Below are 11509 nucleotides of genomic sequence, written 5' to 3'. Positions count from 1 at the left end.
CGCTCGCGTGAAAGGAAAGCGAATGGGGATCAGAGCAGCACCACGTCGTATTGTTCCTGGGAATACATGGTTTCGACCTGGAAGCGAATCGTACGGCCGATAAACACCTCCAGCTCGGCGACGTTACCGGACTCTTCATCCAGCAATCGGTCAACCACTTTCTGGTTGGCAAGCACTCTATATCCTTCGGCCTGATACGCCCGCGCCTCTCGTAAGATTTCCCGGAAAATCTCATAGCAAACCGTTTCCGGAGTTTTCAATTTTCCCCGGCCCTGACAGCTGCTGCACGGCTCGCACAGCACTTGCTCCAGGCTTTCACGGGTACGCTTGCGGGTCATCTGCACCAGCCCCAGCTCGGTGATGCCGATGATATTGGTCTTGGCGTGATCGCGTTCCAGCTGCTTTTCGAGCGTGCGCAAGACCTGGCGCTGATGCTCTTCATCTTCCATGTCGATGAAATCAATGATGATGATGCCGCCCAGGTTGCGCAGGCGCAGCTGGCGGGCAATCGCCGTGGCCGCTTCGAGGTTGGTCTTGAAGATGGTTTCCTCAAGGTTGCGATGGCCGACGAATGCTCCGGTGTTGACATCGATGGTGGTCATGGCTTCCGCCGGGTCCACCACCAGGTAGCCACCGGACTTGAGCGGCACTTTGCGCTCCAAGGCTTTCTGAATTTCGTCCTCGACGCCGTACAAATCGAAGATCGGCCGCTCGCCGGGGTAGTGCTCCAGGCGGTCGGCAATTTCCGGCATCAACTCGGCGACAAACTGCGTGGTGCGCTGGAACGTTTCCCGCGAGTCGATGCGAATTTTCTCTATCTTGGGGCTGACCAGATCGCGCAGGGTACGCAGCGCCAGGCCCAGGTCTTCATAGATCACGCTGGGGGCGCCGATGGTCTTGATCTGTGCGCCGATCTGGTCCCATAAACGCCGCAGGTAGCGGATGTCCATAAGGATCTCATCGGCGCCGGCACCTTCGGCGGCAGTGCGCAGGATGAACCCGCCCGCCTCCTTGATACCTTCGGCGGCCACACAATCGCTGACCACTTTCTTAAGACGATCGCGCTCGGCTTCGTCTTCGATCTTCAGGGAAATGCCGACATGGGCCGTACGCGGCATATACACAAGGTAACGCGACGGAATCGACAGTTGAGTGGTCAGGCGTGCGCCCTTTGAGCCGATGGGGTCCTTGGTGACTTGCACCACCAGGCTCTGCCCTTCGTGCACCAGTGCGCTGATGCTCTCGACGGCCGGACCTTCACGCAGGGAAATCTCCGACGCATGGATGAACGCCGCGCGGTCCAGGCCGATGTCGACGAACGCCGCCTGCATGCCCGGCAATACCCGCACCACTTTGCCTTTGTAGATATTGCCTACGATCCCGCGTTTCTGGGTTCGCTCGACGTGCACTTCCTGCAGAACACCGTTCTCTACCACCGCCACGCGCGATTCCATCGGCGTGATATTGATCAGAATCTCTTCACTCATGGCTGGGTCTCGTTCAGGCGTTTTCACAATAGTGACCGATCGCTTAAGGCTGGGCGCTGGAGTAACGCATTCAGCGCACGGTAAGGTTTTGCCAACAGGGTATGTCGAATCGAGCGAGCAGTTGCGCGGTTTCGCACACTGGCAGGCCGACCACCGCGGAATAGCTGCCGTTGAGCCCTGTGACAAACACCGACCCCAGCCCTTGAATAGCATAGCCGCCGGCCTTATCCCGCGGTTCGCCGCTGCGCCAGTAGGCTGTCGCCTCCTCCAACGAGATGGCGCGAAAACGTACAAGGCTGCTGACACATAGGGCTTCACAACGCGTGCCATCCGTCAGGGCGACGGCAGTCAGGACTTCGTGTTCGCGCCCCGCCAACGCCATCAACATAGCCAGGGCATCGGCCTGATCCACGGGCTTGCCGAGGATCTTTGCGTCCACCACCACGGCCGTATCGGCGCCCAGCACACAACCGCCCAAGCCTTGCCCAAGCGCGGCAAAACCAGCCGCCGCCTTGCCGCGCGCCAGACGCTCGACATAGGCAACCGCGGATTCATTTGCGAGGGGAGTTTCATCAATTGCGGCGCTGACCACGGTGAAGGGCACACCGATCTGGGTCAGCAGTTCACGCCGCCGGGGGGAGCCGGAGGCCAGATACAGCGTATTCATTGCAGACTCTCCCTGTAGGGTTCGATAACCAGGCAGAGCCTCGCAATCCATTCAATTGATCTTATAGCGGCGACGTAACCCGCGCAGGCCGAAACTGATCCACGGCCACAGCAAAGCACTGACCAGTGCCGGCAATACCAGCGCCAGGGTCGGTTGACGATTGCCGGTCAGGGCACTGAGCCACAACTGTACCAACTGCGCCAGGCCGAAGATCACCAGGATCACCAGGCACTGCTGCCACATCGGAAACATGCGCAGACGCTGCTGCAACGACAACACCAGGAACGTAATCAGGGTCAGAATCAGCGCGTTCTGGCCCAGCAAGGTGCCATAGAGTACGTCTTGCGCCAAGCCCAGGAACATGGCGGTGACCATGCCGACTTTATGCGGCAGGTTCAACGACCAGAAGGCCAGCAGCAGCGCCAGCCACAGCGGGCGCAGGATTTCCATGAACTGGGGCAGTGGCGACACGCTGAGCAATAAACCGATGGCAAACGTCAGCCAGACGATCCAGCCATTTCGCGAATGGGTACTGGCCATTATTCCTCCCTCTGCCGCGTAGCTGCCGGGGCCGCAGCCGCGGGCGGCTTGGTGGCTGGCGCGGTGGTTGCAGGCGGCTTAGTGGCGGCGGGCTTGACCGGATGGGCGCCATGAGCCGCAGGCTTGGCCGGCGTGGCCACAGGCGCGGTCGCTGCCGGCGCTGTTGCCGGCGCCGCAGGAGTTGCCGGCGCGGGCTTGGGCACCGTCGCGGGGATGATCGGTGAGGTGCCGTTCTTTTTGTCTTCCGCTTCCTGGGCCTGGGCGGCTTCGTTGGCGCGCTCCTCCGGGGTGCGGTTGTCGCTGAATACCAGCAGCAGGTAACGGCTGCGGTTCAAGGCAGCAGTGGGCACGGCGCGCACAATAGCGAACGGCTGGCCGGAATCGTGGATCACTTCCTTGACCGTCGCCACCGGGTAACCGGCGGGGAAACGCTGCCCCAACCCGGAACTGACCAGCAGGTCGCCTTCCTTGATGTCGGCGGTATCGGCCACGTGGCGCAACTCCAGACGCTCGGGATTGCCGGTACCGCTGGCAATCGCGCGCAGCCCGTTACGGTTGACCTGCACAGGGATGCTGTGGGTGGTATCCGTCAGCAACAATACCCGCGAGGTGTAGGGCATCAGCTCGACCACCTGGCCCATCAGGCCACGCGCATCCAGCACCGGCTGGCCCAGGACTACGCCGTCGCGCTCACCCTTGTTGATGATGATGCGATGGGTAAAGGGGTTGGGGTCCATGCCGATCAACTCGGCCACTTCGACCTTTTCGTTGACCAGTGCAGACGAATTGAGCAACTCGCGCAGCCGAACGTTCTGCTCGGTCAGGGCCGCGAGCTTTTGCATGCGCCCCTGCAGCAGCAGGTTTTCAGTCTTGAGTTTTTCGTTCTCGGCGACCAGCTCAGTGCGGCTGCCGAATTGGCTGGCCACGCCCTGATAGAGACGTTGCGGCAGGTCGGTGATCCAGTAAGTCTGCATCAACACCAGCGACATCTGGCTGCGCACCGGCTTGAGCAGTGCGAAGCGCGCGTCGACCACCATCAACGCGACCGAAAGCACGACCAGCACCAATAAGCGCACGCCCAATGAGGGGCCTTTGGCGAAAAGCGGTTTAATAGGCCGCTCCTCCCAGGCAAATGTTCTCTTTATTCATACGGCATCAAACCGGCCTGGATGCAGATTGAAGAAGATAAACGCCCACAGGCAGCACTGCAAAGTGCTGCCTGTGGGCGACGCATGGGCAAACCAGCAATGTCTTATTCGCTGGAGAGCAGGTCCATGGTGTGCTTATCCATCATTTCCAGTGCACGACCACCGCCACGGGCAACACAGGTCAACGGGTCTTCGGCGACGATCACCGGCAGGCCGGTTTCCTGGGCCAGCAACTTGTCGAGGTCGCGCAGCAAGGCGCCACCACCGGTCAGGACCAGGCCGCGCTCGGCGATGTCGGACGCCAATTCCGGCGGCGATTGCTCCAGGGCGCTTTTCACCGCCTGAACGATAGTGGCCAGCGACTCTTGCAGAGCTTCCAGCACTTCATTGGAGTTCAGGGTGAAGGCACGAGGGACGCCTTCGGCCAGGTTGCGACCGCGAACATCGACTTCGCGTACTTCGCCGCCCGGATAGGCCGTACCGATTTCCTGCTTGATGCGCTCGGCGGTGGATTCGCCGATCAGGCTGCCGTAGTTACGGCGCACGTAGGTAATGATCGCTTCGTCGAAACGGTCGCCGCCTACGCGGACGGATTCGGCATACACCACACCATTCAGGGAAATCAGGGCGATTTCGGTAGTACCACCACCGATATCCACCACCATCGAACCGCGCGCTTCCTCAACCGGCAGGCCGGCACCGATGGCGGCAGCCATTGGCTCTTCGATCAGGAACACTTCGCGAGCACCGGCGCCGAGGGCCGATTCACGGATGGCGCGACGCTCCACCTGGGTGGACTTGCAGGGAACGCAGATCAGCACACGAGGGCTGGGCTGCAGGAAACTGTTTTCGTGAACCTTGTTGATGAAATACTGCAGCATCTTTTCGCAGACGCTGAAGTCGGCGATCACGCCGTCCTTCATCGGACGAATGGCAGCAATATTGCCGGGTGTTCGGCCGAGCATGCGCTTGGCCTCGGTGCCGACGGCAACGACACTTTTCTGATTACCATGGGTCCGAATGGCCACAACCGATGGCTCATTCAGAACGATACCGCGCTCGCGCACGTAAATAAGGGTGTTGGCAGTGCCCAGGTCAATGGAAAGATCGCTGGAAAACATGCCACGCAGTTTCTTGAACATGGGAAAGGGACCCTAGGCAACGCGTGGGTAAAAAAGTGCGGCAAACTCTAACAACGACAGGGATTTTGGGCAAGGCGCCAATGTGCTAAATTGGCCGACTTTCTGTGCACCAACCCCCACAATCGCGGCCGTAAGACCGTAGAAATGCGGTAGTGTTCCGACAATCTAACACACGGACAGCCTCCGTTCTGTTTTCCACTGGAGATTCCCATGGCGCTTGAACGCTCCGACGTGGAAAAAATCGCGCATCTGGCCTCGCTTGGCCTTAATGATGCCGATCTTCCACAGACCACCGCAGCCCTGAACAGCATTCTCGGGCTGGTTGACCAAATGCAGGCCGTAGACACCGACGGCATCGAGCCCCTGGCTCACCCGCTGGAAGCCAGCCAGCGCCTGCGCGCAGACGTGGTGACCGAACGCAATAATCGCGAGGCCTACCAGTCCATCGCGCCAGCGGTCGAAAACGGCCTGTACCTGGTTCCGAAAGTCATCGACTAAAGGGAAAGAGCCTTTCATGCATCACATGACTCTGGCCGAGATCGCCCGCGGTCTCGCCGATAAAAAGTTTTCCTCCGAAGAGCTGACCAAAACCCTGCTGGCGCGCATCGCCGAGCTGGACCCCAAGGTCAACAGCTTCATCAGCCTCACCGAAGAACTGGCCCTGAGCCAGGCCAAGGCCGCCGACGCCCGTCGCGCCAACGGTGAGAACGGCGCACTGCTGGGCGCCCCGATCGCCCACAAAGACCTGTTCTGCACCCAGGGCATTCGCACCAGTTGCGGCTCGAAGATGCTCGACAACTTCAAGGCACCCTACGACGCCACCGTGGTGTCCAAGCTCGCGACGGCGGGGGCCGTGACTCTGGGCAAGACCAACATGGACGAATTCGCCATGGGTTCGGCCAACGAGTCGAGCTACTACGGCGCGGTAAAAAACCCATGGAACCTGGAACACGTGCCGGGTGGTTCGTCCGGGGGTTCGGCAGCCGCCGTTGCCGCGCGTTTCCTGCCGGCGGCCACCGCCACCGACACCGGCGGCTCGATCCGCCAGCCGGCGGCGTTCACTAACCTCACCGGTTTGAAGCCGACCTACGGTCGCGTCTCCCGTTGGGGCATGATCGCCTACGCCTCCAGCCTCGATCAGGGCGGCCCGCTGGCCCGCAGCGCCGAAGACTGCGCGCTGCTGCTGCAGGGCATGGCCGGCTTCGACCCGCAGGATTCCACCAGCATCGATGAACCGGTGCCGGACTACAGCGCCAGCCTCAACGCCTCGATCAAGGGCCTGCGCATCGGCGTGCCGAAGGAATACTTCAGCGCCGGCCTCGACCCGCGCATCGCCGAGTTGGTGCATAACAGCATCAAAGAGCTGGAAAAGCTCGGCGCCGTCATCAAGGAAATCAGCCTGCCGAACAACCAGCACGCGATTCCTGCCTACTACGTGATCGCGCCAGCGGAAGCCTCCTCCAACCTGTCGCGTTTCGACGGCGTGCGCTTCGGCTACCGCTGCGAGAACCCGAAGGACCTCACCGACCTGTACAAGCGCTCCCGTGGCGAAGGCTTCGGTGCCGAAGTGCAGCGCCGCATCATGGTCGGTGCGTATGCCCTGTCGGCCGGCTATTACGACGCTTACTACCTCAAGGCGCAGAAAATCCGACGCCTGATCAAGAACGACTTCATGGCCGCCTTCGAAGAAGTCGACGTGATCCTCGGCCCGACCACGCCGAACCCGGCCTGGAAGATCGGCGCCAAGACCGGCGACCCGATCGCCGAGTACCTGGAAGACCTCTACACCATCACCGCCAACCTCGCGGGCTTGCCAGGCTTGTCCATGCCGGCCGGTTTCGTCGATGGCCTGCCGGTGGGCGTGCAGTTGCTGGCCCCGTATTTCCAGGAAGGCCGCCTGCTCAATGTGGCGCACCAGTACCAGTTGCACACTGACTGGCACACCCGCACCCCTACCGGCTTCTGAGGAGAACACTATGCAATGGGAAGTCGTGATCGGGCTGGAGATTCATACCCAGCTCGCCACCCAATCGAAGATTTTCTCCGGTAGCGCCACCACGTTCGGCTCCGAGCCCAACACCCAGGCCAGCCTGGTCGACCTGGGCATGCCCGGCGTACTGCCGGTGCTGAACCAGGAAGCGGTACGCATGGCGGTGATGTTCGGCCTGGCGATTGACGCCGAGATCGGCCAGCACAACGTGTTTGCACGCAAGAACTACTTTTACCCGGATCTGCCCAAGGGCTATCAGATCAGCCAGATGGAACTGCCGATCGTCGGCAAGGGCCACCTGGACATCCCGCTGGAAGACGGCACGATCAAACGTGTCGGCGTGACCCGCGCCCACCTGGAAGAGGATGCCGGTAAAAGCCTGCACGAAGAATTCCCGGGCGCTACCGGTATCGACCTGAACCGCGCCGGCACGCCACTGCTGGAGATCGTCTCCGAGCCGGACATGCGCAGCGCCAAGGAAGCCGTGGCCTACGTCAAGACCATCCACGCGCTGGTGCGCTACCTGGGTATCTGCGACGGCAACATGGCCGAAGGCTCGCTGCGTTGCGACTGCAACGTATCGATCCGTCCAAAGGGCCAGGTCGAATTCGGCACCCGCTGCGAGATCAAGAACGTCAACTCGTTCCGCTTTATCGAGAAAGCGATCAACAGCGAAGTGCGCCGCCAGATCGAACTGATCGAAGATGGCGGCAAGGTTATCCAGCAAACGCGCCTGTACGACCCGAACAAGGACGAAACCCGCGCCATGCGCAGCAAAGAGGAAGCCAACGACTACCGTTACTTCCCCGATCCGGACCTGTTGCCGGTGGTGCTGGAGGATTCGTTCCTCAATGACATCCGCGCCACCCTGCCGGAATTGCCACAGCAGAAACGCGAGCGCTTCCAGGCGCAGTTCGGCCTGTCGGTCTACGATGCCAGCGTTTTGGCCTCCAGCCGCGAACAAGCCAACTACTTCGAAAAAGTCGTGAGCATTGCCGGTGACGCCAAACTGGCGGCCAACTGGGTGATGGTCGAACTGGGCAGCCTGTTGAACAAACAGGGCCTGGAAATCGACGAAGCACCGGTCACCGCCGAGCAACTGGGCGGCATGCTGCTGCGCATCAAGGACAACACCATCTCCGGCAAGATCGCCAAGACCGTGTTCGAAGCCATGGCCAGCGGCGAAGGCAGTGCCGACGAGATCATCGAAAAGCGCGGCCTCAAGCAAGTCACCGACAGTGGCGCGATTTCGGCCGTACTCGATGAAATGCTCGCGGCCAACGCCGAGCAGGTCGAGCAGTACCGTGCGGCAGACGAGGCCAAGCGCGGCAAGATGTTCGGCTTCTTTGTGGGCCAGGCCATGAAAGCCTCCAAGGGCAAGGCCAACCCGCAACAGGTGAACGAGCTGCTCAAAAGCAAGCTTGAAGGCTGACAGCGATGAATGGTCCGAGTGAGACTTCACGCTTAACTCGGACTCCCTGTGCGAGGGGGCTTGCCCCCGATAGCGGTGATTCAGTCAACCCAGTGGCGGCTGACACTCAGCTATCGGGGGCAAGCCCCCTCCCACATTTGTAACGGGGTAACCTTGGAATGAAGCGTCTACTCGGCCTCCTGGCCCTGTTCTCTCTTTTAGGCGGTTGCGCCAGCGGCATCATCGACCCCAATGGCTACGACGAAACCGGCACCGCTTCCTATTACGGCGCCAGACACCATGGCAAGAAGACTGCCAGCGGTGAACCCTTCAACCAGAACGCCCTGACCGCCGCCCATCGGCGCCTGCCCTTCGGCACTCAGGTCAGGGTCACCAACCTGAACAACGATCGAGCCGTGGTGGTGCGCATCAACGATCGCGGCCCACATGCCCGTGGGCGCTTGATTGATCTTTCCCGCAAGGCGGCCGAGCAACTGGGTATGCTCGGCAGCGGCACCGCCCGCGTTCGCGTGCAAGCCCTGAGCAACTGAACCACAGCGCAAAGGAGCCCTGGCCATTTTCGGATTAACCGCCCTCTCCCCCTGGAGCCTGCTCGAACTGACCAGCGGCCTCGTGTTGCTGATCCTTGGCGCCGAAATCCTGGTGCGCGCCGCCGTGCGCCTGGCGGCGAGCCTCAAGGTACGGCCATTGATCATCGGCTTGACCATCGTGGCCTTCGGCAGCAGCGCGCCGCAGATGACGGTCAGCCTGCAGGCCACCCTGGCCGGCAATACCGACATTGCCGTGGGCAGTGTGATCGGCAGCGGCATCTTCAACATCCTGGTGACCCTGGGCCTTTCTGCGCTGATCATCCCCCTGCGGGTGTCGCGCCAACTGGTACGCCTGGATATTCCGGTGATGATCCTCGCCGGGCTGCTGGTGTTCACCCTGGCCGCCAATGAAGAACTCACGCCGCTCGATGGCGTGTTGCTGCTGGTGGCCCTGAGCGCCTATCTCGGCGTGCTGCATTATCAGACCCGACACTCACGGCGCCCGCGCACGCTCGACACCGTGGCACGGGCGCCGTGGCTGAGCAGTGTGCTGCTGATGCTCGGCGGGCTGCTGATCCTGGTACTGGCCGGCCACCTGCTGCTGGGTGCGGCAGTGGATGTGGCGGGCGACCTGGGCCTGTCGGAACGCATTATCGGCCTGACACTGATCGGCGTCGGCACCTCGCTGCCGTGCATGGCCACCTCCCTGATCGCCGCCCTGCGCGGCCAGCGGGAAATTGCCGTAGGCAACGTGATCGGCAGCAACCTGTTCAACCTGCTGGGCGTGCTGGGCCTTACCGCCGTGCTCGCGCCGTCGCCGCTGTCGGTATCGCCCAATGCGCTGGATTTCGATTTGCCGGTGATGCTGGGCGTGGTGGTGCTGTGCCTGCCGGTGTTCTATACCGGCTACCGCGTGACCCGTGCCGAAGGTTTGGTGCTGCTGGGCTTGTACCTGGCGTATGGGCTGCATGTGATGTCGTTCACCACCGGCATGCCCCTGGCCAACAAACTTGAACACTTGATGGTGTATTACATCCTGCCAGTGCTGGTGGCTTTCCTGTTGTTCAGCACGCTGCGAGCCTGGCGCCGCCAACACAAGAGGGAATCGTCATGACCGAGCAGAAAACACCCGGGGTTGAGATGCGTCGCCAGGTGATGGGCGACGCGTTTGTCGACCGCGCACTGGGCAATGCCACGGACTTCACCCAGCCGCTGCAGGACTTCGTCAACGAGCACGCCTGGGGCAGTGTGTGGAACCGCGACGGGCTGCCGCTCAAGACCCGCAGCCTGATCACTCTCGCCGCCCTGACCGCGCTCAAGTGCCCGCAGGAACTCAAGGGCCATGTGCGCGGCGCGCTGAACAATGGCTGTACCGTGGAAGAGATTCGCGAGGCGCTGCTGCATTGTGCGGTGTACGCCGGGGTACCGGCCGCCATCGATGCGTTTCGGGCAGCGCAGGAAGTGATCGACAGCTACCAGCAGGACGCCTAGATCCAGCCCCCGGCCTGCAACACAAAGATCCCGATATTCGTGGTCACCGCCGCCATCAGCGTGGTGATCACAATAATCGCCGCCGCCAGTTCATGATTGCCCTCGGCCGCGCGAGCCATCACAAAACTGGCAGCCGCCGTCGGCGCACCGAAGTACAGGAACAGAATCCCCAGTTCCGCCCCGCGAAAGCCCAGCAGCCAAGCGCCCAGGGTGGCGAGCAGCGGCAGCCAGATCATCTTCATCAGGCTCGCACTCAAGGCCATGCTGCCGCTTTTGCGCAGCGCCGCCAGGGACAAGGTACCGCCGATGCAGATCAGCGCCAGCGGCAAGGTCGTGTCGGCCAGATACTGGGCGGATTTTTCCAGCCAGCCCGGCAGACCGATCTGAAAGTACGCGAACGGCGCGGCGGCAATCACGCTGATGATCAGCGGGTTGGCGATCACGCTTTTGAAGATGCTCCACGGGTCGGACTTGATCACCGGGCTGTACACCGCCAGCACGATGGTCGACAGGGTGTTGTAGAACAGGATCACCAGCGCCGCGAGGATCGCACCGAGGGAGATGCCGTAGTCGCCATACATGCTGGCGGCCAACGCCAGACCGATCACCCCGTTATTACCGCGAAACGCGCCTTGGGTATAGATGCCACGGTCTTCTTTGCGGCAACGAAAGATGGCCCAGGCCCAGGCCAGCGCAAAGCTCACCAGCGTGGCCACGGAAAAGTAGATCAGCAGGCCCGGCTTGAGCGCCGAATGCAGGTCGGCGTGCAGGATGCCGAGGAACAGCAACGCCGGCATGGTGACGTTGAACACCAGGGACGATGCGGTGTGGATAAAGTTGTCGTTGATCCAGTTGATGCGCTTGAGCAGCACACCCAGAAACAGCATGGCAAACACCGGCGCGGTGATCGTGAGGGTAGTGAGAAAGATAGCCAGCATGCCGGGGAGAACCTTGGTGAGCGTCGTTAGGTGGCTAATGATAAGCCATGCAGCTCAGCGGTGCCTGTTAGACCGCAATCGGGGGCAAGCCCCCTCCCACAGTTTGAATTGTGAATACCTTCAAGTGTGGGAGGGGGCTTGCCC

12 protein-coding genes are annotated in these 11509 nt (G+C 61.6%); 6 read left to right on the top strand and 6 right to left on the bottom strand.

Features of this window, described 5'->3' with window-relative positions; translation table 11 throughout:
• Window positions 1-29 precede the first annotated feature (29 nt).
• The 5 genes from rng to mreB all read right to left on the bottom strand — a co-directional run bounded on the left by rng (window position 30) and on the right by mreB (window position 4984).
• Window positions 30-1487 (bottom strand): ribonuclease G, encoded by a 1458-nt coding sequence (gene rng / locus G7025_RS18875; protein ID WP_181080619.1) that lies wholly within the window; start codon window positions 1485-1487, stop codon window positions 30-32.
• Window positions 1488-1557: 70 nt separating this feature from the next.
• Window positions 1558-2154 carry a Maf family protein gene (locus G7025_RS18870; protein ID WP_181080618.1) on the bottom strand — a complete coding sequence of 199 codons (597 nt, stop codon included), beginning with the start codon at window positions 2152-2154 and terminating at the stop codon, window positions 1558-1560.
• Window positions 2155-2205: 51 nt separating this feature from the next.
• Window positions 2206-2694, bottom strand: a complete 489-nt coding sequence (mreD, locus tag G7025_RS18865) for a rod shape-determining protein MreD (RefSeq protein ID WP_181080617.1) — start codon at window positions 2692-2694, stop codon at window positions 2206-2208.
• On the bottom strand, window positions 2694-3806 hold the full coding sequence (gene mreC, locus G7025_RS18860) for a rod shape-determining protein MreC (RefSeq protein WP_181080653.1): 1113 nt from the start codon (window positions 3804-3806) through the stop codon (window positions 2694-2696). The genes mreD and mreC overlap by 1 nt, the downstream gene beginning before the upstream one ends.
• A gap of 140 nt (window positions 3807-3946) precedes the next feature.
• Window positions 3947-4984, bottom strand: a complete 1038-nt coding sequence (gene mreB, locus G7025_RS18855) for a rod shape-determining protein MreB (RefSeq protein WP_002555108.1) — start codon at window positions 4982-4984, stop codon at window positions 3947-3949.
• Between the two features lie 210 nt (window positions 4985-5194).
• Here mreB and gatC point away from each other — a divergent pair, with 210 nt between their 5' ends.
• The 6 genes from gatC to G7025_RS18825 all read left to right on the top strand — a co-directional run bounded on the left by gatC (window position 5195) and on the right by G7025_RS18825 (window position 10427).
• The gene (gatC, locus tag G7025_RS18850) at window positions 5195-5482 is read left to right on the top strand and encodes an Asp-tRNA(Asn)/Glu-tRNA(Gln) amidotransferase subunit GatC (protein WP_005784804.1); all 288 of its coding nucleotides are present in this window, start codon (window positions 5195-5197) and stop codon (window positions 5480-5482) included.
• A gap of 16 nt (window positions 5483-5498) precedes the next feature.
• On the top strand, window positions 5499-6950 hold the full coding sequence (gatA, locus tag G7025_RS18845; RefSeq protein ID WP_181080616.1) for an Asp-tRNA(Asn)/Glu-tRNA(Gln) amidotransferase subunit GatA: 1452 nt from the start codon (window positions 5499-5501) through the stop codon (window positions 6948-6950).
• A 10-nt stretch (window positions 6951-6960) separates the two neighbouring features.
• The gene (gene gatB / locus G7025_RS18840; protein WP_181080615.1) at window positions 6961-8406 is read left to right on the top strand and encodes an Asp-tRNA(Asn)/Glu-tRNA(Gln) amidotransferase subunit GatB; all 1446 of its coding nucleotides are present in this window, start codon (window positions 6961-6963) and stop codon (window positions 8404-8406) included.
• A gap of 158 nt (window positions 8407-8564) precedes the next feature.
• Window positions 8565-8936, top strand: a complete 372-nt coding sequence (locus G7025_RS18835) for a septal ring lytic transglycosylase RlpA family protein (RefSeq protein ID WP_181080614.1) — start codon at window positions 8565-8567, stop codon at window positions 8934-8936.
• A gap of 67 nt (window positions 8937-9003) precedes the next feature.
• Entirely contained in the window at window positions 9004-10050 is a 1047-nt protein-coding gene (locus tag G7025_RS18830; protein ID WP_181080652.1) for a calcium/sodium antiporter, read from the top strand.
• Window positions 10047-10427: a carboxymuconolactone decarboxylase family protein gene (locus G7025_RS18825; RefSeq protein WP_181080613.1), complete on the top strand. Its 381-nt coding sequence runs from the start codon at window positions 10047-10049 to the stop codon at window positions 10425-10427. Before G7025_RS18830 ends, G7025_RS18825 begins: the two co-directional genes overlap by 4 nt.
• Here G7025_RS18825 and G7025_RS18820 read toward each other — a convergent pair.
• Window positions 10424-11365 carry an AEC family transporter gene (locus G7025_RS18820; RefSeq protein ID WP_181080612.1) on the bottom strand — a complete coding sequence of 314 codons (942 nt, stop codon included), beginning with the start codon at window positions 11363-11365 and terminating at the stop codon, window positions 10424-10426. The two genes, G7025_RS18825 and G7025_RS18820, sit on opposite strands and share 4 nt — an antisense overlap.
• Between the last annotated feature and the right edge of the window lie 144 nt (window positions 11366-11509).

The sequence above is a fragment of the Pseudomonas lurida genome (assembly GCF_013522705.1).
In the GTDB taxonomy this organism is placed as follows: Bacteria; Pseudomonadota; Gammaproteobacteria; order Pseudomonadales; family Pseudomonadaceae; genus Aquipseudomonas; species Aquipseudomonas quebecensis.
Note: the sequence above shows the minus strand (reverse complement) of the source record. Positions and strands in the feature narration are given on the sequence as shown.

Excerpts from the sequence above, each read along its gene's own strand:
- rng (WP_181080619.1), bottom strand. The coding sequence starts at position 1,487 with ATGAGTGAAGAGATTCTGATCAATATCACGCCGATGGAATCGCGCGTG.
- gatC (WP_005784804.1), top strand. The coding sequence starts at position 5,195 with ATGGCGCTTGAACGCTCCGACGTGGAAAAAATCGCGCATCTGGCCTCG.
- G7025_RS18820 (WP_181080612.1), bottom strand. The coding sequence starts at position 11,365 with ATGCTGGCTATCTTTCTCACTACCCTCACGATCACCGCGCCGGTGTTT.
- gatB (WP_181080615.1), top strand. The coding sequence starts at position 6,961 with ATGCAATGGGAAGTCGTGATCGGGCTGGAGATTCATACCCAGCTCGCC.
- mreB (WP_002555108.1), bottom strand. The coding sequence starts at position 4,984 with ATGTTCAAGAAACTGCGTGGCATGTTTTCCAGCGATCTTTCCATTGAC.
- gatA (WP_181080616.1), top strand. The coding sequence starts at position 5,499 with ATGCATCACATGACTCTGGCCGAGATCGCCCGCGGTCTCGCCGATAAA.
- G7025_RS18825 (WP_181080613.1), top strand. The coding sequence starts at position 10,047 with ATGACCGAGCAGAAAACACCCGGGGTTGAGATGCGTCGCCAGGTGATG.
- G7025_RS18835 (WP_181080614.1), top strand. The coding sequence starts at position 8,565 with ATGAAGCGTCTACTCGGCCTCCTGGCCCTGTTCTCTCTTTTAGGCGGT.
- mreD (WP_181080617.1), bottom strand. The coding sequence starts at position 2,694 with ATGGCCAGTACCCATTCGCGAAATGGCTGGATCGTCTGGCTGACGTTT.
- G7025_RS18870 (WP_181080618.1), bottom strand. The coding sequence starts at position 2,154 with ATGAATACGCTGTATCTGGCCTCCGGCTCCCCCCGGCGGCGTGAACTG.